Source organism: Candidatus Chlamydia corallus (assembly GCF_002817655.1).
GTDB lineage: Bacteria > Chlamydiota > Chlamydiia > Chlamydiales > Chlamydiaceae > Chlamydia > Chlamydia corallus.
In genome coordinates, this window is sequence record NZ_NWQK01000003.1 from 113,182 (window position 1) to 135,054 (window position 21,873).

Below are 21,873 nucleotides of genomic sequence, written 5' to 3' on the forward strand. Positions count from 1 at the left end.
GACCTTCTTTGAAAAGTTAAGCTATTGTAATATTGGGATCTAAATAAATATCTTGAACCAGGTTTAATAATTGGATGCCTTCTGGTAAGGGGCGCTGAAAGGCTTTTCTTCCAAGAATTAGCCCCATTCCCCCAGCTCTTTTGTTAATTACCGCTGTTTTAGCAGCTTCTGCAAAATCATTTTTTCCAGAAGGTCCTCCAGAGTTAATTAGACCTATCTTGCCGCAATAGCTATTTAAGACTTGATAACGGCAAAGATCAATTGGATGATTCGAAGAGAGTTCCGAATAGACTCTTTCGTCTGTTTTCCCAAAATTGATAACTTTAAATCCTCCTTGGCATGTGGGGAGCTTTTGTTTAACAATATCAGCTCCTAGGGTAGCACCTAAATGATCAGCTTGTCCTGTCAGATCTGCTGCAGTATGATAATCTACTCCATTAGCAACAAAGGCTGGATTGCGTAGATAGCACCAAAGTACTGTTGCGAGACCCAGGGAACGGGCTTGAGCGAACGCATTGGAAACTGCTACAATTTCTTCATTAGAAGTCTCGGAGCCAAAATAAACAGTAGCCCCTACAGCAACTGCGCCCATTGAATATGCTGATTCTACTTGAGTAAAGAAAATTTGATGGTATTTTGTTGGATAGGAGAGCAGTTCATTGTGGTTTAGCTTTAGCATAAAGGGAATTTTATGAGCGTATTTCCTAGAAAGTAAACTCAGTGTTCCGTAGGTAGAAGCGACAGCATTACATCCAGCTTCTATTGCGAGCTTCACAATGTTTTCTGGATCAAAATATATAGGATTAATAGCAAAAGACGCTCCTGCGGAGTGTTCCACGCCTTGGTCTACGGGAAGTATAGATAGATAGCCTGAATTTCCTAACCTCCCATGGGAAAACATAGCTTGTAGGGATCTGAGAACACGGTTATTCCTATCCGAGGATCCGAATACCTTGTCTACAAAATCATGGGACGGAAGAGTCAGTTTATCTTTTGTAATATGTTTACATTGATATGACAATAGGTTTTCGTCATCATTTCCTAGAATATCTTGAATATTCAACATCAGGGTTTATCTCCTTAAGCTTATTCAGCGCTCAGTTTGGGGTTAACCCAGGGATTTGTCAAGGAACTTTATCAAGGAGCTTAATAAGTTAAATAATAGTTTCTAAGGAACTATACAAAACTAAATGCATTGTTGAATGCTATTTTTATTATATGGTAAATTCAAAAGGTTGTTCTCAGTTCTATACATTTTTTGGAATAGTAAGTTTGTTTGAAAGCGGGACTATTTCTTTTGGTATAGTTTATCTTTAAATCAGAAGTTTGTATTGAGAATGTCGCGCATAGAATCTTCTTCTTCTTGTTTTAATAGATCAAATTTTGGTTCGTTTTAAACAAAACTTATATCTATCTTTTCTAGAGCAGAGAGTTTGATAACTGAACTTTAAGAACAGTAAACCTACTTGCAGAAATATAGAATGGTGTAGTTTAATCCCTCTTCTCTATAGTTTTGTATTCATAAATAAAAGGAGAGGTATGGCTTGTGTTGGAACAACATTCTCCTATCATTTCAGTTCAAAATGTTAGCAAGAATTTAGGCGACCATATTCTTCTCTCTGAAGTATCCTTTTTTGTTTATCCAGGAGAGGTTTTCGGGGTAGTTGGTCATAGTGGTTCTGGGAAAACAACACTTTTGCGTTGTTTAGACTTTCTTGATACGCCAACATCTGGCTCTATAAGTATAGCTGGGTTTGATAACTCTTTGCCAATGAAGAAGCTTTCACGTCGTGATTTTGCTAAAAAAGTTGCCTATATTTCTCAAAATTATGGACTGTTTTCTTCGAAAACCATATTTGAAAACATAGCCTATCCTCTGCGTATTTACCATCCAAAGATATCTAAGAATCAACTTGAAGAACAGGTATACGACACTCTTAATTTTTTAAATCTCTATCATAGACGACACGCCTATCCAGGCAATTTAAGTGGTGGTCAACAACAAAAAGTTGCCATTGCTAGGGCGATTGTTGGTCAACCTGAAGTTGTGCTTTGTGATGAGATTACCTCTGCTTTAGATCCCAAATCTACTGAAGATATTATGGAGAGATTGCTTCAATTGAATCAGGAAAGAGGAGTTACTTTAGTTTTAGTGTCGCATGAAATGGATCTAGTAAAAAAAATGTGTTCGCATGTTTTGGTGATGCATGAGGGTCGTCTCGAGGAATTAGGGGCTACAGAGGAACTTTTTTTAAATTCTGAGAACCCAATTACCAATGAATTATTCCACGAAAATGTTAATACTTTAACCCTCAGTTCGTGTTATTTCCCAGAAAGCAAAGAGGAAGTCGTCAGATTAAATTTTCCAAAAGAACTCGCGATAAAGGGAATTATTAGTAAAGTGATTCAGACTGGACTTGTCTCTATGAATATTCTTTCAGGAAGTATCAATTTATTTAGAAAAGCGCCAATGGGATTTCTAATCGTTGTTTTGGAAGGGGAAATGGAGCAACGTAAAAAAGCGAAAGAGTTTTTGATTGAACTAGGCGTTGTTATTAAAGAATTTTATTAAATAAAGACTATGCAGCCAGATCTTATTCGAATTTTATTAAAAGAAACAATCCATACATTTTATATGGTTTTGGCTGCTTTTTTCTTTTCCTGCGTTATTGGAGGGATGTTAGGTTTGGCACTCTTTTGCACATCTCCTAAGAGTCTTAACCCTAAGAAAAGCCTTTATGCAACAATATCAATGATTCTAAGTTTTCTTACGGCGATTCCATTTGCGATTCTTATTGTTATTCTTTTTCCTATCACGCGATGGATTGTGGGAACTTCTTTAGGCCCTACGGCCTCTATTGTTCCTCTCACTATCGGAGCGATTCCTTTTGTCGTGACTTTAGTGGTGGATGCTTTTCGCAATTCCGCTCTCAGCTATCTTGAACCTGCGATTGCTTTGGGAATTCCTAAAAGGAATATTCTTTTTGGTATACTTCTACCTGAAAGTTATCCACAACTTATATTTTCTCTTAAGTCTCTTGTTGTTCATCTCATTTCATGTTCGACTCTTGCAGGATTTGTTGGAGGCGGAGGATTAGGACAGTTATTGTTGCAGTATGGTTACTACCGTTTTGAGTGGTCGGTCACAATATCAGTACTTATTATAACTTTAGCTCTTATCGAATCTGTGCGTATTTTAGGAGATATCTGGGGGCGTCGTATATTAAAATATAGAGGGATTCTATGAAACAGAAGAGGTCATTGTTTCTATTTTTAATGCTGTTTTTGAGTTCTTGCTATAAGCAAGACTCTCAGGACATCATACGTATTGTAGCTAGTCCGACACCCCATGCCGAATTGTTGAACAGTTTGCAGACCGAGGCCAAGGATCTTGGAATCAAGCTAGAAATACTGCCAGTAGATGATTATCGTATTCCTAATCGTTTGCTTTTGGATAAACAAGTTGATGCAAACTACTTTCAACATCAAGCCTTTCTTGATGACGAATGTGAGCGTTATGATTGTAAGGGTAAGTTAGCTGTTATCGCTAAAGTTCATTTGGAACCCCAGGCAGTCTATTCTAAGAAGTATTCTTCTTTAGAGAACTTAAAAATGCAAAAGAAACTGACTATAGCTATTCCTGTAGATCGTACGAATGCTCAGCGTGCTTTAAACTTATTAGAAGAGTGTGGAATCATTGTGTGCAAAGAGCCTGCGAATTTAAATATGACAGCTAAAGATGTCTGTGGCAAAGGAAATAGAGTTGTGAACATATTGGAGGTGTCAGCTCCTCTTCTTGTGGGAGCTCTTACTGATGTTGATGCCGCTGTGATTCCTGGAAATTTTGCTATAGCAGCAAACCTTTCTCCAAAGGAGGATAGCCTTTGTTTAGAAGATCTTTCCCTTTCTAAATACACAAATCTTGTTGTAATTCGTTCTGAAGACGTAGGTTCTCCTAAAATGGTAAAATTAGAGAAATTGTTAAACTCTCCTTCTGTTCAGCATTTTTTTGACACAAAATACCGTGGAAATATTTTGACAATAACTCAAAAAAATTGATATGCTCGCAGTCCAATTTTGTTTTGGAGGCACGGTTTTTATGGAGATTGATATTAGTTCTCCACCATTTGGTATTTCTTCCATTTCTCAGTTTGTAACTAATTTACAAGGAAGTCTTCCCCTTTTGAACATAGTTGTAGGTGTTACTAGAATTAGTAGCACTTATGCTGAGATCTCAGAGGAAGAAACATGGGAAAAATCAAAAGGGTTTGAAGCAGAAAACACGACTTCCCCTCGTTCTGCAAATCTTTGGGGACATCGGATTCGTGGAATAATAGAAATTCTCGGTGGAGGGATAGTTTTATTAGCTTTAGAAATTACAGCAATGGTGCTCTCCTTGGTGATTAAATTAGTCCGGTTTCTTCTTGGATTGCTATGCACTTGCTTGTTTGGAATCGGGGTTTGTGCAATCGCCGTCATAGTAACCATCGCAGGAGTCATTACAGGAGTTGTTGTATCTTGTCTTGCGCTTCTTTTTCGACCTAGCAAGGTAGAGATTGCGGAAGGAGAAGAGGAGCCTTCTTTAGTTATACATATTTAGCGCTTGACGAAGTTTTTATTTACTGGTCTCTTAATATCCTTGGAACGGAAAGAAATGGATTTTTATGATAAGAATTCCTGCTCGTCTTATTGACTTTTTTCATTTCTGTGGATATAAGAAGTTTCTTTTGATGCAGCATATTATTAAAATTTTATCTAGAAACTAATGACAAGGGAAAACAGAAAAAAGACAAGACGTAAGAGTCTTTGAATTTGATAAATCTGTCCCTTTGTGATAAGTGCTGTGTTATTCTTCAGGTAGGATATGTTTTTAAAGCGAAAAAGGCGTGAGTTGTCTCAAGTTCAAAATAAAAGAACAGCTTCGCCTATAAAACACGCTAAACACTATCTCCGCAATTATTTGCAGGAAATTCAAAAAATTATGGCAGCTAGGCCTCATGATGCCATTGACGCTTGGAATCAGGTTTTTAGAGACAAATATAAAGGGATGTCTCAGGCTGTAGGTTTTAGAGATCATATTTTATTAGTAAAAGTTTACAATTCCTCGTTATATGCTTTGTTAAAACAAACGCCTCAAAATGATTTGATTACAAGTTTGCATAAGGTAGCCTCCGACGTGCGGATTAGGGAAATACAGTTTTTGTTAGGATAGTTTATGGACCCGAAAGAAAAAAATTACGATGCCTCCGCTATTACTGTTTTGGAAGGGTTACAAGCTGTTCGTGAGCGCCCTGGCATGTATATTGGCGATACTGGAATCACAGGCCTTCATCATTTAGTATATGAGGTTGTAGACAATAGTATTGACGAAGCGATGGCAGGTTATTGTTCCAGGGTAGATGTCCGCATTTTAGAGGATGGAGGCATTGCGATCCTAGATGATGGCCGAGGAATCCCTATAGAGATTCATCAGAGAGAGTCTTCAAAGCAGGGTAGAGAGGTCTCCGCTTTAGAAGTGGTTTTGACTGTCCTTCATGCTGGAGGAAAATTTGATAAAGATAGTTATAAAGTATCAGGAGGCTTGCATGGAGTTGGAGTTTCCTGCGTTAATGCTCTTTCAGAAAAATTAATTGCCACAGTCTTTAAAGATAAAAAGTGTTATCAGATGGAGTTTGCTAGGGGAATCCCTTTAACTCCATTGCAGTATTTAGGAGCTACTGATAGGCAGGGAACAGAAATTATTTTCTATCCTGATCCTAAAATATTTTCAACGTGTACCTTTGACCGATCCATTTTAATGAAACGCTTGCGAGAGCTTGCTTTCTTAAATCGTGGGATCACGGTAGTATTTGAAGATGATCGTGATGTTAGCTTTGACAAGACTACCTTCTTCTATGAAGGGGGTATTCAATCTTTTGTAAGTTATCTTAATCAAAATAAAGAAAGCCTTTTTTCTGAACCGATTTATATTTCTGGAAATCGAGTCGGAGATGATGGAGAAATTGAATTTGAAGGAGCTTTGCAGTGGAATTCAGGGTATTCTGAACTTGTCTATTCTTATGCAAATAATATTCCTACACGTCAGGGAGGAACTCATCTTACAGGGTTTTCTACAGCGCTTACCAGGGTGATCAATACTTATATTAAAGCTCATAACTTGGCTAAGAATAACAAGCTTGCATTAACAGGAGAAGATATCCGAGAAGGTCTGACAGCTGTTATTTCTGTAAAAGTTCCGAATCCACAATTTGAAGGCCAAACTAAGCAAAAATTAGGAAATAGTGATGTTGGCTCTGTAGCTCAACAGGTTGTAGGAGAAGCTCTGACCATCTTTTTTGAAGAGAATCCGCAAGTTGCCAAGATGGTTGTTGATAAGGTTTTTGTTGCGGCTCAAGCTCGAGAAGCTGCAAAAAAGGCTCGAGAATTGACTTTAAGGAAAAGTGCTTTAGATAGCGCACGCTTGCCTGGTAAATTGATTGATTGTTTAGAAAAAGATCCAGAAAAGTGTGAGATGTACATTGTAGAGGGGGATTCGGCTGGAGGATCTGCGAAACAAGGACGAGACCGAAGATTTCAAGCCATTCTGCCTATTCGAGGTAAAATTCTTAACGTAGAAAAAGCTCGCTTACAAAAAATTTTCCAAAATCAAGAGATAGGAACGATCATTGCAGCCTTAGGATGTGGTATAGGTTCTGATAATTTTAATCTAAGTAAATTACGTTATAAACGTATCATTATCATGACAGATGCTGATGTGGACGGTTCTCATATTCGTACCCTACTTCTTACTTTCTTCTATCGTCATATGACAGCACTTATCGAAAATGAATGTGTTTATATTGCTCAGCCTCCTTTATACAAGGTCAGTAAGAAAAAAGACTTTCGTTATATTCTTTCAGAGAAAGAAATGGATAGCTATCTGCTAATGTTAGGGACCAATGAGAGCTCTATTTTCTTTAAGTCTACGGAAAGGGAATTATCTGGAGAGGCTTTAGAGAGTTTTATAAATACTATTTTAGATGTAGAAAGCTTTATAAATGCTCTTGAGAAAAAAGCTATTCCCTTCTCTGAATTTTTAGAGATGTATAAAGAAGGTATAGGCTATCCTTTGTATTACCTTGCTCCAGCGACTGGAATGCAGGGAGGGCGGTATCTTTACTCTGATGAAGAAAAAGAAGAAGCATTAGCTGAAGAAGAAGCTCACCAAGTTAAAATTATAGAACTTTATAAAGTTCCTGTGTTTCTAGATATTCAAGAGCAACTCAAAGAATATGGTTTAGATATTTCTAGCTATCTTATCTCTCAAAAAAATGAGATTGTAATTGTTAATGAAGATTCTCCAGGCCGTAACTATAGTTGCTATACCCTGGAAGAAGTGATTAATTATCTTAAAAATCTTGGAAGAAAGGGCATAGAAATTCAAAGGTATAAAGGTCTTGGAGAAATGAATGCGGACCAGCTTTGGGATACTACTATGAACCCAGAGCAGAGAACATTAATTCGTGTGTCATTGAAGGATGCCGTAGAAGCTGATCATATTTTCACTATGTTGATGGGGGAAGAAGTCCCTCCAAGAAGAGAATTTATTGAAAGCCATGCTTTGTCCATTAGGATGAATAATTTAGATATTTAGGAGTCCACAATCCCTATGTTGAATAAAGACGAAATCATAGTCCCTAAAAATCTTGAAGACGAGATGAAGGAAAGTTACCTTCGCTATTCGATGTCAGTCATTATATCTCGGGCACTTCCAGATATCCGAGATGGACTCAAGCCTTCACAAAGAAGAATTCTTTACGCCATGAAGCAACTCAGTCTTTCTCCAGGAGCTAAGCATCGTAAATGCGCGAAAATTTGTGGGGACACCTCTGGAGACTACCACCCGCATGGTGAAAGCGTAATTTATCCCACTCTTGTCCGTATGGCTCAGAGTTGGGCAATGCGTTACCCTCTGGTAGATGGACAAGGGAATTTCGGCTCTATAGACGGAGATCCACCTGCTGCCATGCGTTACACAGAAGCTCGTCTTACCCATAGTGCTATGTATCTTATGGAAGACTTAGATAAAGATACTGTGGATATTATTTCAAACTACGACGAAACAAAACACGAACCCGTAGTTTTTCCTTCTAAATTTCCTAATCTTCTTTGCAATGGTTCTTCTGGAATCGCTGTTGGGATGGCAACAAACATCCCTCCCCACAATCTAGGAGAACTTATAGAGGCAACACTCCTTCTTCTTGCCAATCCTCAAGCTTCTGTAGATGAGATTTTACAAATCATGCCAGGTCCTGATTTTCCTACAGGAGGAATTATTTGTGGTTCTGAAGGTATTCGCGCGACTTATACTACGGGACGAGGAAAAATCAAAGTTCGTGCTCGTCTGCATGTAGAAGAGAATGAGGATACACATCGAGAGAGTATCATCATTACGGAAATGCCTTACAATGTCAATAAATCACGTTTGATTGAGCAGATCGCGAATCTTGTAAATGAAAAGACGCTGGCGGGTGTCTCAGATGTTCGGGATGAGTCTGATAAAGATGGAATCCGTGTTGTCCTTGAAATAAAAAAAGGAGAGTCTTCGGAGATTATTATCAATAGGCTCTATAAGTTTACCGATGTACAGGTAACTTTTGGGGCGAATATGCTTGCCCTAGACAAGAACTTACCTAGGACCATGAGTATACATAGAATGATTTCTGCTTGGATACGCCATCGTAAAGAGGTCATTCGTCGTAGAACTCGTTACGAGTTAAACAAAGCAGAAACACGGGCCCATGTTTTAGAAGGGTACCTTAAGGCTTTATCCTGCTTAGATGCATTAGTAAAAACTATTCGCGACAGTGGGAATAAAGAACATGCTAAAGAACGGATAATCGAATCTTTTGGTTTTAGTGAACCTCAAGCTATTGCGATTCTAGAACTACGTTTGTATCAACTTACAGGTTTAGAAGCTGAGAAGATTCAAAAAGAGTACGAAGAACTACTAAATAAAATTGCTTATTATAAGCAAATTTTAGCGGATGAAGGTTTAGTAAAAGATATTATCAGAAATGAGTTGCAAGATCTTTTGAAGCATCATAAGACAGTTCGCCGGACCACTATAGAATTTGATGCCGATGATATTCGTGATATTGAAGACATCATTGCTAATGAGTCTGTTATCATAACGATATCAGGAGATGATTACGTAAAGAGAATGCCTGTAAAAGTGTTCAAGGAACAACGTCGTGGAGGGCATGGAGTTACGGGATTTGATATGAAGAAAGGATCAGGGTTCCTAAAGGCTGTATACTCTGCCTTTACTAAAGACTATCTCTTGATCTTTACTAATTTTGGCCAATGTTATTGGTTAAAGGTATGGCAGCTCCCAGAGGGGGAACGGAGAGCAAAAGGCAAACCTATCATTAATTTCCTAGAAGGAATTCGTCCTGGAGAGGAGCTTGCAGCTATATTGAATATTAAGAGTTTCGATAATGCTGGCTTTTTATTTTTAGCTACCAAACGCGGTGTTGTTAAAAAAGTTGCCTTAGACGCCTTTAGCAACCCTAGGAAAAAGGGGATACGTGCTTTAGAGATAGATAATGGAGATGAACTAATAGCAGCTTGTCACATTGTTAGTGATGAAGAGAAGGTCATGTTATTTACTCATCTTGGTATGGCAGTTCGCTTTCCCCATGAAAAAGTCCGTCCTATGGGTAGGACCGCACGTGGTGTTCGTGGTGTTTCTTTAAAAAATCAAGAAGATAGAGTCGTAAGTTGTCAAATTGTGACTGAGAACCAATCTGTTTTAATTGTATGTGATCAAGGTTTTGGTAAGAGATCTTTAGTAGAAGATTTCCGTGAAACAAATCGTGGGGGAGTGGGCGTACGTTCTATTCTTATCAATGAGAGAAACGGCAATGTGTTAGGGGCTATTCCTGTAACGGACCACGATAGTATTTTATTAATGTCGAGTCAGGGACAGGCAATTCGCATTAACATGCAAGATGTTAGGGTGATGGGGAGATCGACTCAAGGGGTACGTTTAGTTCATTTGAAAGAAAGCGACGCTCTTGTTTCTATGGAAAAACTTTCTTCTAATGATGATGTACTATCGGGATCTGAAGAAGAGTGTTCTGGTATACAAAGCCTAAGGTAGAGTCGTGTTTATAGTAATTGAGGGAGGCGAGGGATCTGGCAAAAGCTCTTTGGCAAAAGTTTTGCGAGATCAGTTAGTAGCTCAAGATCGGAAGGTTTTATTAACAAGGGAACCTGGGGGTTGCGTTGTAGGCGAAAGACTTCGCGATGTAATTCTTAATCCCCCTCAAGTAGAACTTTCTCATTTTTGTGAACTCTTTTTGTTTCTTGGATCACGTGCTCAGCATATCCAAGAAGTGATTGTTCCAGCATTGCATGAGGGTTATACTGTTATTTGTGAAAGATTTCACGATTCCACTATTGTTTATCAGGGAATAGCTGAAGGTTTGGGTGTTGATTTTGTTACAGACCTTTGTTACAAGGTTGTAGGGCCTATACCTTTCCTTCCTGATTTTGTTTTGCTGTTGGATATTCCAGTAGAAATTGGTTTGCAAAGGAAGAATCAACAAAAGGCTTTAGACAAATTTGAAAAGAGGCCTTTAAGCTATCATAACAGCATTCGAAAGGGTTTTTTATCGTGTGCCAGTGCCGATCCTAGTCGTTACTTGGTTCTTGATGCTTGTGAATCACTAACTAGTTTAATAAACAAGGTGATGTTACACACTCAACTCGGGCTATGTACTTAGAAGAAGAGAATCGGGGCTGGGAAGCTTTACTTAAGAAAGTTTATAATCAGGAGATTCCTCCAGCTATACTACTCCATGGATTTACTTTTCCTATCTTACAGGATAAAGCAGAACAGTTGGCTTCAGAGATTTTACTACGGTCATCTCCAGGTTCGGAGCATAAAGTTTCTCAAAAGATTCATCCTGATATTTATCAATTCTTTCCTGAAGGGAAAGGAAGACTACACTCTATAGATCTCCCTAGGGGAATTAAGAAGCAGATTTATATATCTCCTTTTGAAGCAAATTATAAGGTCTATATTATTCATGAGGTAGATCGAATGACTTTAGCTGCAATTTCTGCATTTTTAAAAGTCTTCGAAGAACCTCCAAAGCATGCTGTTATCATATTGACAACTGCAAAAGTTCAGAGATTGCCAAAGACAATTATCTCCCGGAGTCTATCTATTTTTATTGAGAGAGGAGAGAAGATATTATCTTCCAAAGAAACATTTTCTTATTTATTTCGTTATGCCCAATGTGAAATGACTGTTACTGAAGTTTCTCAAATTATAAAAGACTCTCCAGAGATAGACAAGCAGGTATGGAGAGACAGGGTAAAACAATTACTGGAGGTACTCCTTGAGTTGTATCGAGATCGTTATATGCTGCATTTAGGATTAAAGGCGTCGGCTTTAAACTGTCCTGAGCATGTTAAGGAGATCTTACAATTGCCATTGTTGTCTTTAGACAAGGTGCTTTTAGTTATAGAATCTGCCTGTCGGTCATTGGACAACTCCTCATCAGCAGCCTCTGTATTAGAATGGGTAGCTATTCAGTTGTTATCTCTGAAGTATAAACAAGAGAAGCTATTATCTAGTAACGGTTGCTACCCTGTATCCAATTAGGAATCATGGTTTGCATTTTTTGGAATGCTATAGAAGGAATTTTATGTCCCCCACGGAAAGAGACAAATTCTCCGTTCAATTTTGTTGATAGAAGGTCATGAAGGTGCGTTCCCAAGATATAGGGAAGAATTTCATCTTGATGACCATGGCTTTGTAAAAATGGGACTTGAGCACACTCTCTAATGCCTTGACCCCAACCTTTATTAAAAAGTCTTGCGCCAGCAAAGATTAAGGCCCCAGCATAAGGATTCTGAGAGGTTAAGACAAGATGGGTAGTCATGATTGCTCCTTGACTAAATCCACCGATGATAATTTCATTATAAGGACGATTGAGGCTGTTAATAAGCTTTTCTAAGGCTTCTTTCGGCGAGTCTAGGTCTACATCAAACAGTTCATCGTATTTTTCTTTGAGATTTTCTGCCCCGTTAGCATAGAGTGTCGAGAGTTCTTGCAACAAAAGAACGTTAAGAGGAAACCATGCACGACCTCCTTGGAAGTCATTATCTAAGGGGAGAATTCCATTTGGAAAAATCCATGTGGGGCGTAGTTGTGAAAACGAGCATATTGAAGGAAAAAAGGTTAGATTATCAGCCATGGATCCATAACCATGACATAAAATAATGACAGGATCTTGAGGATTTCCAGGGCACTCTATCGCTTCAATATTTCCAAATTTGCGACGAAAAAAAGAATAGTCAGTCATAATTTGTACTTTTTACTTATAAGAAATTACCACGTTATATCGAAGAGAATTAGGGATCAATACTTTCTTTTGCCTATTCAAGATAGGATCAATATTTTAAAATGTAACATATAGTTTTTGGTTTTTGAATATTTAATTTCTATAAATTAATGAAAATCGGTTCTTTTGAATAAAAATAATGGATTTGAATAAACTTTTTCAGTTAATCTAATAACCCCGTTCTTGATAAAGAGCGTATAAAATATACGTATAAGGTGTTTTTTGGTGGATTCTAAAAAACGTATTGATCCTTTAATCTATTTTTGGAGCTGTTGTGGCTGATACAAAAGCGGAGATTACTTTTTCGTTTCCAAAAATTATATCATCTATAAATCAGGGGAAAGTCGTTGCTCTTCCTACCGATACGGTCTATGGGTTTCTCCTTGCTTTGGATGCCTCTGACGCTGAAGAGAGGCTGTATGCTTTAAAATATAGAGAGCCTAGCAAAGCTTTTGCTCTTTATGTGAATTCCCTTGAAGATATTGAAAAAATTTCAGGCTATCCATTATCTCCTATGGCTCGAAAATTAGCTCAACATCTTTTGCCAGGAGCAATTACTTTAGTGGTTAAGCACCGCAATCCCAGGTTTCCTAAAGAAACACTTGCTTTTCGGATTGTAGATCACCCAATAGTTCAGGAAACTGTAGATCGTTGTGGGAGTTTAATTGGAACATCTGCGAATCTCTCAGGTTTTCCTTCAGCTCTTAAAGCCGAAGAGGTATTTACAGACTTTGCTGATCATGATCTTTGTATTTTTGACGGCCCTTGTTCCCATGGTTTAGAATCAACAGTAGTTGCCACGGATCCTCTTTGTATTTATCGTGAGGGGGTGATTTCTCGCTCTGTTATAGAAAGTATCACAGGGATCGAAGCTACGATCTTTAGTAGAACGTATCACGCTTTTTCGAAGCATATGAAGATATACACTGTCAAAAATCAAACAGAGCTACAGTCTTTCTTAAGAAGGTTTCCTGATTTTAAAGGTATGATTTGTGAATATCCTGAACCCAAAAATTTTTATATTAGGTTACGGGAAGTCTTGAAGAATACCACTCCTTCTATAGTCTTTATTTATGATATAAATACTTCTGACTATCCCGAACTTTTTCCTTTTCTTTCTCCTTATTATATTGATTAGTATCTAGGTGCATTATGACTATTGATATTCATTGTGATTTACTTTCGCATCCGCATTTTTGTCGAAAAGATCCTGCTGTGAGGTGTTCTCCAGAACAATTGCAATCTGGAGGAGTGCGTAAGCAGGTTTGCGCTATTTTTGTTCCCCATAGCGAAGGTGAACCTAATTGTGATAAACAAAATTCTTTGTTTTTTTCTCTTCCTAACAAGCATCCTAATATTGCGTTATTATCCTATGATAAAGAAAAAGAGGAAGCCTCTTCTTCTCAAGAAAAGTCATTAAGTCTTATTCGTAGTATAGAAAACGCCTCGGCTTTGGGAGCAGATTCCAAGCCTCTTGGAGACTTATTAGGAAAGCTTATAGATTTAACAAAAGAGGGGCCTCTTGCTTACTTAGGAATGGTATGGAAAGGAGATAACCGTTTTGGAGGAGGGACAGAGGCTCCTAAGAGGCTTTCTCAGGATGGTAAGATTCTTTTAGATATAATGTACCAACTCGGACTTCCCATAGATCTAAGCCATTCTAGCGATAAATTAGCTGAAGATATTTTGGATTATACTACTGATAAATTGCCCGATCTATGTGTGATTGCGAGTCATTCAAATTTTCGAGCAGTTCTTCACCATCCAAGAAATCTTAGTGATCTCTATGCTAAGGAAATAGTTAGAAGAAAAGGGGTTATTGGTTTAAATCTAGTTAGGTCTTACGTAGGGGATTCTTTCGCTGAAATAGAGAGTCATTTACTTCATGCTGAGAATCTCGGAATCTTATCAAATATTGTTATTGGTTCTGATTTCTTTTATTCAAATGAATCTGAGAATTTCTTTTTTAGTGAATGTAATTCTGCGGAAGCACACCCAGTTTTACGTAAATTGATTCATGGTATTTTTGCTAAAGAGAAAGCAGAATCTATACTTTTTTCTCGGGCTGAGCAATTTTTAGACCAAGTCATTTCAAAGCAGATGGATAGGAAGATAACAAGTATAGAACTTTAGTACTGCTATAACTGTTTTTAGAGCTACGATAAATTCATTCTGTCTCTATCAAAGAGAAGATTGTTATCTGTTCTTACTTTATTTATGCTTTTATACTACAACTGCCCACTTCCTTAAGAACAATGTGCTTTAGAAAGGGCTAATTAATTCAGAGTTGGCGATGATCAAATCGATAATGAATTGCTGATCCAGTTTCTGTAGTATCCTGTTCAGATTCAGGGATGCTTTCTAAAGAAGCTTGAACTAGGGAATTAGGTCCAGGGATTTCTCCTGGCGCGTTTTGTTGATCGGGTTCGGTGGTTCCTCCTGGTTCAGATTTAGGGATGCTTTCTAAAGAAGTTTGAACTAGGGAATTAGGTTCAGGGGTTCCTCGGGCTGATAAAAATTCTTCTTCTTCAGAAGGTGTAGGAGATGGGGGCTTAGGTGTGGCTCTCCAGTAAGGCACAAAAGATTTAAACCATTCCCAGTTTGATGTAGTCGAAGGAGAGCTCGAAGGAGGGCTCACTTTCGTCTCTCCCCAATGAGGTATGAAAGATTTGGCCCACTGTTTCCACTCTAATACAGTTTGGCTTCTTCTTATTTGTTTTACATAATCATTGATTTGGTTGTCTTTCTCCTTGATTGTTCCATTTTTTTCTTCAAGAGCTGCTGATAAGTAGTAGGTCAGGTAAAGAAATACGATGCCCTGAGTTATTAAGCTATGGGTGCGCAAACTTGCTAATCCTGCAACAAAGAGACCTGTTCCAATAGAAGCTAGTCCTGCACACAGACCTAATTGTAGATATCCCGCAAAGAAAAATCCTGAGATGACAGCGGCGACAAGAAGAGCGACCCCAACAACAATAGTTATTGCGGAACAGGCAACGCGTAATTTAGAGACTGGGGTGCTTGCTCTAGTATTTGGATCCTCAATATCTAAAGGTGATGGTAAACAGGGAGGAAATTTGTTACCTGTATCATTTTTGGGAATGCTAAAGGGTTGGTATTTCTGTTTTAAGGTTTCTTCAAGGTTTTGTTGAGACTTTAGCCATGTTAGTGATTTTTTAACCAGGATAACTAGGCCTGCTGTAAAGAGAGATGTCCCTAAAGTTAGTGCAACAGTTCCTAGAATTGTCGATAGAAGAATGGTTAGGCCAAAGGAACCCATAGTAAATAATAAAACAATCCCTGCTAGGATCATCAGAGTTGCTACAACAATTTGGGTAACGACATAAGCAAAAACCTTTCGATCTTGGTTAATATATTTAGGGTCCCAAGAATTAAGGTGAATGGTTGGCTCTGATTGGTTGATTAGGGCATTAATTTTATTTAACGACATTATTTACACTCGTTTTGTTTTAAATGCACATTATTTTATTAAAAAAATCAATTAAAATTAAATTAAATATTTTTTAAATAAAGTTATTGCATATTTTTAAATTTTATTCAGTTGCTAAGAGGATTCTTAATGAGAGCAAGATTGTTTTGGATATAATGTAAGAATGCACAGTTTCTATAAATTGGATTGTTTATAATAATAATTTGTAAGAGTTTTCCTACTTATAAGTATTTAAAAACTATTTCTTATTCCTAAAAGAAATACGATCTTTTAATTATGTTTTGTTAACTCGATTGCTATCAGGACTCGATTCTCTATGTGGTATCAGTATGTGGTGTTAAGCGGATTGATATTGGCGTTCCGTCCTCTGCTCTTACTAAAGCCATGTTATAGAATCTTTGGTCGCTAGCTGTCTTTCGTTCCTCGCCTATCCCAATAAGAAGATCTGATTGGGAATCATCATCTGATGCGGAGCTTTTTTGAGTTGCTAAGCTACGAGGAAACATCCCTGCTATTCCTGAAACAAAGAAAGCTGTTCCAAGACAAACGAGTCCCGCACATAAAGCTAACTGTAGATATCCCGTAAAGAAAAATGCTGAGACGGCAGCACCGACAAGAAGAGAAACCCCTAAAACAATACTTATAGTGGAGCAAGTAACACAAAACTTTGAGATTGGTGAGCTTGTCTGGGTGGTTGGATTATTAATTTTGGAAAAGTTAGAGTATTCGTCTTTCTGTTCTATTCCTAGTGATTTTCTAACTAGGATAGTTAGACCTATCATAAAGATAATTATTCCTAAGGTTACTGCAAAGGTTCCTATAATTCCACATAAAGGAACGCTTAGTCCACCAGAGACGATAGTAAATAATACAATAATTCCAGCTAAAATCATCAAGGTTGCCATAACAAGTTGAGTGACAATCCCAGCAAATATTTTTCGATCTGGGTTGATTTTAGGACCTCGGGAAGTAGTGGAGGCTATTTGTTCCGATTGGTTGCGCTGACTATTAATTTGATTTAACGGCATTACTTACTCATTTTATTTTGAAGTCTAACAATTTTATTAGAAAATTTAATTAAATCAAGCTTAATATTTGTATCAAATATAATTTCTAATTTTATTTCTTGATATATAGTTAAATTTTAAGGGCCTTGATGAGATTCTGCGAATCCAATAACGCAATTTTTTCTTCAAAATCTGTAATGATAGAAAAAGCTTGCTCTCCGAAGTTTTTTCAAAAGGTCTTTTTCCCTAGCATTTTTTGTCATTATTTTTGTTTAAATGGCAATACAATGCAAAGGGATTTTTATTTCCAAAATGATTTAAAATCAGTTAGTTGGCTTAGTGCTAGAGGGTGATGTGTAGTGAAGGAATCATCTATAGTCCGCGATAAATATCGCACTACAAGACCGATACACGAAACCTTTGCAGTGAAGAAAAATATAGCGCACTGTAATGCCTTAAATGTAAAAATTAGAGAGATAAAAAGACGAACCCCCACAAAAATGTGGGGGTTCTAAAAAGATCGGGAGATAAACCCCGAATGAGTAGAGAGGAGTATAACTTTTTTATAAATAAAATAATAATTATATAGAAGATAATAATTGTGAAATTAAATCATTTTTTAAATTTAGTTAATTTTAAGTATTCGATATTTGCCATACTTTTTTTATCAGCATCGACAATATTTACTCTTTCTATAAACGAGATCTCGCAAAATCTATCCCTTAAAGAGGGTCTAAAGATCTTAATTTTTGGAGCCGCCGCCTTTGTTTTTGCAAGGACTACGGGAATTGTAGTGAATCAGTGTATCGATCGGTTCATTGATAAAAAAAATACAAGAACATCAAAAAGAGTACTCCCTGCGAATCTTGTATCTTTAAATTTTGCTTGGACACTTTCTCTATTTTGTAGTTTTCTTTTTCTTCTGTTCTGTAGGACTCTACATATTTTTAGTTTGGGGATTGCTTCACTTATTGTCATGATTATCTATCCTTATATGAAGAGAGTGACTTTTCTGTGCCATTGGGGATTAGGATTAGTGTATACTCTAGCCATTCTTATGATTTTTTTTGCTTTCGCCGTATCGGGTCTTTCTATGCCTTTATGCTTGGTTGCTCTTTTATGGGGAGGAAGTGTGGGTATGGTGATAGCTGCAAACGATATCATATATGCAATTCAAGATATTGAATTTGATAGGAAAGAAGGAGTATTCAGTATTCCTGCATGTTACGGTGAAAAGAAAGCAACTAAGATTGCAAGAGTGAATTTATGGATGAGTTATTTTGCTTATATTTCTTCAGGTTTTGTTGGTTCTTTAGGGAAAAGGTTCTATTTCACAACTATCATTCCTTTAATTGTGATTCTTAAGGTGGTTAGAATATATTCTAAATCTGGGAAAACAGACCAAGGAAAGGACAGCAAATTCTTTTTGGCAAATATCGCCATTGCTTTATCTTTTCTGGTAAGTATGACTTTGTTTTGGATTTTGAGTTTATGAAGCGTTATATTGTAGGGATTTCCGGAGCCTCTGGGGCAATACTTGCTGTTAGGCTTATTCAAGAACTGGCTAACGCAAAACACCAAGTTGAAGTAATTATTTCTCCTTCAGGAAGAAAGACGTTATTTTATGAGTTAGGATGTCAATCTTTCGATGCGCTATTTTCAGAACAAAGTTTAAAGTATATTCATACTCATAGTATTCAAGCTATAGAGAGCTCTTTAGCTTCAGGCTCTTGTCCTATAGAAGCTACGATCATTATTCCTTGTAGTATGACTACGGTTGCAGCTATTTCAATAGGTTTAGCAGATAATCTAATGCGACGTGTTGCTGACGTTGCTCTTAAAGAAAGACGGCCCTTGATTCTTGTCCCTAGAGAGACCCCTTTGCATACTATTCATTTAGAAAATCTATTGAAATTAAGCAAGAACGGGGCAACGATTTTTCCGCCAATGCCTATGTGGTATTTTAAGCCTCAATCTATCGAAGATCTTGAAAATGCTTTGGTAGGAAAAATTCTTGCCCATCTAAATATTTCAAGTCACTTAACTAAACAGTGGACAACTCCACATTGATTCTAAGAGGGGTTAGGTCCGCCTACCATTGATTACCTCGTGGAGGTTCTCAATAGCTATAAACGCTGAGGGATCTTCCCTATGCACAATTTCTTTTAATTGTGAAAGCTGAAGACGTTCGACAACAACATAAAGAAGATTTCTCGGCTCTCCAGAATATCCTCCTTCGGCATGGATATAAGTTAAGCCAATGCCCAATGTTTCCATGAGAATATGCCCTAGTTTTCTTGGAGAGGAGGTAATGATAGTTACAGATTTTGTATCTTCAAGGCCTAAAATAACCATGTCCATAACTTTTGTTGCAATTCCGTAGGTTAGAAATGAAACAAAAGCCGTATGCCAATTTTTATAGACAACACCAGATAAAGCAAAAATAAAGAAGTTTACAAATAAAATTACCTGGCCAACGGTATAGCCTTTCTTTTTATTGATGATGATTCCTAGAATCTCGGTCCCATCTGTAGATCCTCCATGACGGATAATCAATCCACAACCCACACCAATAATTGCTCCGCCTAAAACGACGGTTTCCATCTCCGATCCTTTAAAAATAAAAGGGCTGACGCCTAACCAAAAGGGGAGTTGGTCAATAAGCCATAAAGAACACGAAAAAATGATCACGGCTGTCAGCATTTGAATCACAAAGTATTTCCCAATTTGTTTAAATGCTAGGAATACAAAAGGAAGGTTGAAGAGAACCAAACAAAAAGGCAGTGCTTTATGACCTAAAAAGTGAGAGGCTATAATCGAAAGACCAACAATACCACCATCGATAAGTTCATTAGGCACTAACACCATCTGAACTCCGCAAGCAGCAAGAAAGCCTCCCAAAATGAACCAACTTAATGTTTTGGAAAAATACAGAGGAAAACTGAATTTTGATGGACGAGGACCGTGAGACATCCTGAAACCTCTGAAAGCATATTTCGCGAGAGACGGGGCTCGAACCCGCAACTTCCGCCTTGACAGGGCGGTGCTCTAACCAATTGAACTACTCCCGCAAATGGACACGACAGGATTTGAACCTATGACCCCCTGTGTGTAAGACAGGTGCTCTAACCGCTGAGCTACGCATCCAGTAAGATAGGAGCGTAAATTTACCAGAAGAAATAGTTTAATCACAATCATTTTTCGTTCAATTTAAATAACAAAATTTGGATTAAACAAGAGATCTTTTGTAAAAAAGATCTCTTATATAGGTGACTAGGAAGTCCTTTAGAATATTTTAGTGGTAACCTGAAAGTTTGAAAGCATTGTATTGAAATTTTCTTGGGTCTGTTCGAATTCTTCTTTAGTCATTAAGCCTAGGGGAAAATTTTGTGAGAGTACTGGAGCAACACTGATGCAATTTTCTAATAAGCAGGCGAGTTCTGTTGATGGCCTTTCACAAAGCTGTAATCCACAAACCTTTTCAATATAGTATCTATTCTTATTTACAGAGCCTAGATATTGAGGTTCCTCATAGAAAAATTCATCTCCTGGTAGAACCAGTCGCATTCCTTCCCAAGACGAGCCCTTTGGACTTACAGGGAAGTTGACATTCAAACCAGTTAAACAAGAGAAGGGGTGAGACAGGAGATAAGTAATCAATGTTTTTAAGATTTCAGGAGCTTTCTCTTGTTGGAAGAAAGAAATATGGTCATCCTGAGAAAGTGCGATTGAAGGGACACCGTCTACTAAGGATTGTTTTGTAGCGCCTACGGTTCCTGAGTACCAAGCATTCTTGCATATGTTGTTCCCAGAGTTAATTCCTGAGATAACTAGATCAGGAGAAATCGATTGAAAAAGGGCTCTCAGGGCTAGTCTAACACAATCTGTAGGAGAGCCTCCTACAGCCCATGCCTCTTGAATAGGTTGGGGATATGAGTATGGGGAAGCGCAGATGACCTCATTAAGAGAGATCGACATGCTTTTCCCAGACTGTTCGGTTTGGGGGGCAACGATATAAATATCACCTAAGTTCGCTTCTAATAGAGCAGATACTAGGTAACTCATTCCTTTAGCTGCAATTCCGTCATCGTTGGTTAGAATTATTTTTAATCTTTTATTCATAAAAACCTAATAAATTTTTATTTATTTATTTATTTATATTAAAACTAATTAATAACAAAGCATATATCAATTTTTTTTTGATTTTGATGACCCATGTTCTTGGATAGCCAAAGCGATATTATGACGTGCTAAAGGGAATACTTCCTCTAATAACTTCAAACTTTGTTCAGCCTTACTTCTTAATGAAACAACAGGACAACGGCAGGTTACCCTTGCAAAACCGTTTTCTTTAGCGAACTTCCGAATCCAGAACTCTGGGGTGAAAATTAGAGGACGTAAGATCGTAACTCCGAAGTGAATCATATCTAAAACAGGAAGCATTCCAGCAAACTCTGCTTTATGTAGAAGATTTAGTAAGGCGGTTTGGACGACATCATCTCGGTGATGACCAAAAGCGATAGCGGAAGCTCCTATTTCTTTAGCTGCTTGAAAAAGTAAACGTCTCCTTGCTTGAGAGCACGGATAACATTCTGGGGTTTCAGATTCATAAGGGGAGGCAATTGTTGTAAACGGAACGCAAAGTTTATCACAGATATGAGTTAAATAAGATTTGCTAACTTCTGCTCCACACGAGTATTTTCCTCCAATATTGACAGCATGGAGATCTAGAATGGGAAATCCCCGTCCAGAAATTGCTTTTAGCATTAAAAGAAGGGTAAGACTATCCTTTCCACCACTTAAAGCAACTACAATTTTACGATGATTTTCTAACATTGTATGAATATATAGTGCTTTTCGGACTAAGCTTTCTATACGTTTTCCCGCTTTCATCCACGGAGGATTTAAAAGTAAGGTGGACATGAAAACAATGAATAAATGTTTAAAGTAGCATTATTCTCAAGAAATCGCTTTTAAAAATCCAGAAACTTATAGTTCAGATGAAAAGGGTAGCATA

Annotated in this window: 20 protein-coding genes and 2 tRNA genes; 13 read left to right on the forward strand and 9 right to left on the reverse strand. The window is 37.5% G+C overall.

The genetic code is table 11. The features are described from left to right. Nucleotides 1-16 precede the first annotated feature (16 nt). Nucleotides 17-1,066: a class I fructose-bisphosphate aldolase gene (locus CMV32_RS04675; RefSeq protein WP_100934758.1), complete on the reverse strand. Its 1,050-nt coding sequence runs from the start codon at nt 1,064-1,066 to the stop codon at nt 17-19. A 480-nt stretch (nt 1,067-1,546) separates the two neighbouring features. Here CMV32_RS04675 and CMV32_RS04680 point away from each other — a divergent pair, with 480 nt between their 5' ends. From CMV32_RS04680 to CMV32_RS04720, 9 genes are all read left to right on the forward strand, one after another. Next, nucleotides 1,547-2,572: a methionine ABC transporter ATP-binding protein gene (locus CMV32_RS04680; protein ID WP_100934759.1), complete on the forward strand. Its 1,026-nt coding sequence runs from the start codon at nt 1,547-1,549 to the stop codon at nt 2,570-2,572. 9 nt (nt 2,573-2,581) lie between these two features. Then, entirely contained in the window at nt 2,582-3,247 is a 666-nt protein-coding gene (locus CMV32_RS04685; RefSeq protein WP_100934760.1) for a methionine ABC transporter permease, read from the forward strand. Continuing rightward, entirely contained in the window at nt 3,244-4,059 is an 816-nt protein-coding gene (locus tag CMV32_RS04690) for a MetQ/NlpA family ABC transporter substrate-binding protein (RefSeq protein ID WP_100934761.1), read from the forward strand. The genes CMV32_RS04685 and CMV32_RS04690 overlap by 4 nt, the downstream gene beginning before the upstream one ends. A 1-nt stretch (nt 4,060) precedes the next feature. Beyond that, on the forward strand, nt 4,061-4,600 hold the full coding sequence (locus tag CMV32_RS04695) for a hypothetical protein (RefSeq protein ID WP_100934762.1): 540 nt from the start codon (nt 4,061-4,063) through the stop codon (nt 4,598-4,600). Nucleotides 4,601-4,864: 264 nt separating this feature from the next. Continuing rightward, nucleotides 4,865-5,212 (forward strand): hypothetical protein, encoded by a 348-nt coding sequence (locus CMV32_RS04700; RefSeq protein WP_100934763.1) that lies wholly within the window; start codon nt 4,865-4,867, stop codon nt 5,210-5,212. 3 nt (nt 5,213-5,215) lie between these two features. Then, the gene (gene gyrB, locus CMV32_RS04705; protein ID WP_100934764.1) at nt 5,216-7,633 is read left to right on the forward strand and encodes a DNA topoisomerase (ATP-hydrolyzing) subunit B; all 2,418 of its coding nucleotides are present in this window, start codon (nt 5,216-5,218) and stop codon (nt 7,631-7,633) included. 15 nt (nt 7,634-7,648) lie between these two features. Further along, a complete protein-coding gene (gene gyrA, locus CMV32_RS04710) occupies nt 7,649-10,144 on the forward strand; it encodes a DNA topoisomerase (ATP-hydrolyzing) subunit A (protein WP_100934765.1) in 2,496 nt (831 codons plus the stop codon). Nucleotides 10,145-10,148: 4 nt separating this feature from the next. Then, on the forward strand, nt 10,149-10,769 hold the full coding sequence (tmk, locus tag CMV32_RS04715) for a dTMP kinase (RefSeq protein ID WP_100934766.1): 621 nt from the start codon (nt 10,149-10,151) through the stop codon (nt 10,767-10,769). Further along, complete coding sequence (locus CMV32_RS04720) at nt 10,760-11,656, forward strand: DNA polymerase III subunit delta' (protein ID WP_100934767.1); 897 nt, start codon at nt 10,760-10,762, stop codon at nt 11,654-11,656. Before tmk ends, CMV32_RS04720 begins: the two co-directional genes overlap by 10 nt. Here CMV32_RS04720 and CMV32_RS04725 read toward each other — a convergent pair. After that, nucleotides 11,625-12,359, reverse strand: coding sequence for an alpha/beta hydrolase family protein (locus CMV32_RS04725; RefSeq protein ID WP_100934768.1), 735 nt, complete (start codon nt 12,357-12,359; stop codon nt 11,625-11,627). The two genes, CMV32_RS04720 and CMV32_RS04725, sit on opposite strands and share 32 nt — an antisense overlap. Before the next feature lie 313 nt (nt 12,360-12,672). Between CMV32_RS04725 and CMV32_RS04730 the strand changes: the two genes are divergently transcribed. Then, on the forward strand, nt 12,673-13,536 hold the full coding sequence (locus CMV32_RS04730) for an L-threonylcarbamoyladenylate synthase (protein WP_100934769.1): 864 nt from the start codon (nt 12,673-12,675) through the stop codon (nt 13,534-13,536). Nucleotides 13,537-13,550: 14 nt separating this feature from the next. Further along, nucleotides 13,551-14,531, forward strand: a complete 981-nt coding sequence (locus tag CMV32_RS04735; RefSeq protein WP_100934770.1) for a membrane dipeptidase — start codon at nt 13,551-13,553, stop codon at nt 14,529-14,531. A 148-nt stretch (nt 14,532-14,679) separates the two neighbouring features. Here CMV32_RS04735 and CMV32_RS04740 read toward each other — a convergent pair whose 3' ends face one another. Further along, nucleotides 14,680-15,849, reverse strand: a complete 1,170-nt coding sequence (locus CMV32_RS04740; protein ID WP_239923162.1) for a hypothetical protein — start codon at nt 15,847-15,849, stop codon at nt 14,680-14,682. Nucleotides 15,850-16,163: 314 nt separating this feature from the next. Further along, nucleotides 16,164-16,877: a hypothetical protein gene (locus CMV32_RS04745; RefSeq protein ID WP_100934771.1), complete on the reverse strand. Its 714-nt coding sequence runs from the start codon at nt 16,875-16,877 to the stop codon at nt 16,164-16,166. Between the two features lie 580 nt (nt 16,878-17,457). Here CMV32_RS04745 and CMV32_RS04755 point away from each other — a divergent pair. Both CMV32_RS04755 and CMV32_RS04760 read left to right on the forward strand, forming a co-directional pair. Continuing rightward, on the forward strand, nt 17,458-18,351 hold the full coding sequence (locus CMV32_RS04755; RefSeq protein WP_100934773.1) for a UbiA-like polyprenyltransferase: 894 nt from the start codon (nt 17,458-17,460) through the stop codon (nt 18,349-18,351). After that, on the forward strand, nt 18,348-18,926 hold the full coding sequence (locus CMV32_RS04760) for a flavin prenyltransferase UbiX (RefSeq protein ID WP_100934774.1): 579 nt from the start codon (nt 18,348-18,350) through the stop codon (nt 18,924-18,926). Before CMV32_RS04755 ends, CMV32_RS04760 begins: the two co-directional genes overlap by 4 nt. Before the next feature lie 12 nt (nt 18,927-18,938). On the opposite strand, the gene CMV32_RS04765 is transcribed toward CMV32_RS04760, so the two are convergent. From CMV32_RS04765 to CMV32_RS04785, 5 genes are all read right to left on the reverse strand, one after another. After that, complete coding sequence (locus CMV32_RS04765; protein ID WP_100934775.1) at nt 18,939-19,829, reverse strand: YitT family protein; 891 nt, start codon at nt 19,827-19,829, stop codon at nt 18,939-18,941. 24 nt (nt 19,830-19,853) lie between these two features. Further along, a tRNA-Asp gene (locus tag CMV32_RS04770) sits at nt 19,854-19,927 on the reverse strand. 3 nt (nt 19,928-19,930) lie between these two features. Next, nucleotides 19,931-20,003: transfer RNA gene (locus CMV32_RS04775), tRNA-Val, on the reverse strand. 138 nt (nt 20,004-20,141) lie between these two features. Continuing rightward, nucleotides 20,142-20,978, reverse strand: a complete 837-nt coding sequence (gene surE / locus CMV32_RS04780; RefSeq protein WP_100934776.1) for a 5'/3'-nucleotidase SurE — start codon at nt 20,976-20,978, stop codon at nt 20,142-20,144. 66 nt (nt 20,979-21,044) lie between these two features. After that, nucleotides 21,045-21,779 carry a tRNA 2-thiocytidine biosynthesis TtcA family protein gene (locus tag CMV32_RS04785; RefSeq protein ID WP_100934777.1) on the reverse strand — a complete coding sequence of 245 codons (735 nt, stop codon included), beginning with the start codon at nt 21,777-21,779 and terminating at the stop codon, nt 21,045-21,047. Nucleotides 21,780-21,873: the final 94 nt, after the last annotated feature.

What these genes read in the sequence shown, in the direction of transcription:
- CMV32_RS04740 (WP_239923162.1), bottom strand. Translation starts at nt 15,849, where the DNA reads ATGTCGTTAAATAAAATTAATGCCCTAATCAACCAATCAGAGCCAACC.
- CMV32_RS04760 (WP_100934774.1), top strand. Translation starts at nt 18,348, where the DNA reads ATGAAGCGTTATATTGTAGGGATTTCCGGAGCCTCTGGGGCAATACTT.
- CMV32_RS04725 (WP_100934768.1), bottom strand. Translation starts at nt 12,359, where the DNA reads ATGACTGACTATTCTTTTTTTCGTCGCAAATTTGGAAATATTGAAGCG.
- CMV32_RS04675 (WP_100934758.1), bottom strand. Translation starts at nt 1,066, where the DNA reads ATGTTGAATATTCAAGATATTCTAGGAAATGATGACGAAAACCTATTG.
- surE (WP_100934776.1), bottom strand. Translation starts at nt 20,978, where the DNA reads ATGAATAAAAGATTAAAAATAATTCTAACCAACGATGACGGAATTGCA.
- CMV32_RS04785 (WP_100934777.1), bottom strand. Translation starts at nt 21,779, where the DNA reads ATGTCCACCTTACTTTTAAATCCTCCGTGGATGAAAGCGGGAAAACGT.
- CMV32_RS04690 (WP_100934761.1), top strand. Translation starts at nt 3,244, where the DNA reads ATGAAACAGAAGAGGTCATTGTTTCTATTTTTAATGCTGTTTTTGAGT.
- CMV32_RS04695 (WP_100934762.1), top strand. Translation starts at nt 4,061, where the DNA reads ATGCTCGCAGTCCAATTTTGTTTTGGAGGCACGGTTTTTATGGAGATT.
- gyrB (WP_100934764.1), top strand. Translation starts at nt 5,216, where the DNA reads ATGGACCCGAAAGAAAAAAATTACGATGCCTCCGCTATTACTGTTTTG.
- CMV32_RS04720 (WP_100934767.1), top strand. Translation starts at nt 10,760, where the DNA reads ATGTACTTAGAAGAAGAGAATCGGGGCTGGGAAGCTTTACTTAAGAAA.
- gyrA (WP_100934765.1), top strand. Translation starts at nt 7,649, where the DNA reads ATGTTGAATAAAGACGAAATCATAGTCCCTAAAAATCTTGAAGACGAG.
- CMV32_RS04765 (WP_100934775.1), bottom strand. Translation starts at nt 19,829, where the DNA reads ATGTCTCACGGTCCTCGTCCATCAAAATTCAGTTTTCCTCTGTATTTT.
- CMV32_RS04700 (WP_100934763.1), top strand. Translation starts at nt 4,865, where the DNA reads ATGTTTTTAAAGCGAAAAAGGCGTGAGTTGTCTCAAGTTCAAAATAAA.
- CMV32_RS04735 (WP_100934770.1), top strand. Translation starts at nt 13,551, where the DNA reads ATGACTATTGATATTCATTGTGATTTACTTTCGCATCCGCATTTTTGT.
- CMV32_RS04685 (WP_100934760.1), top strand. Translation starts at nt 2,582, where the DNA reads ATGCAGCCAGATCTTATTCGAATTTTATTAAAAGAAACAATCCATACA.
- CMV32_RS04745 (WP_100934771.1), bottom strand. Translation starts at nt 16,877, where the DNA reads ATGCCGTTAAATCAAATTAATAGTCAGCGCAACCAATCGGAACAAATA.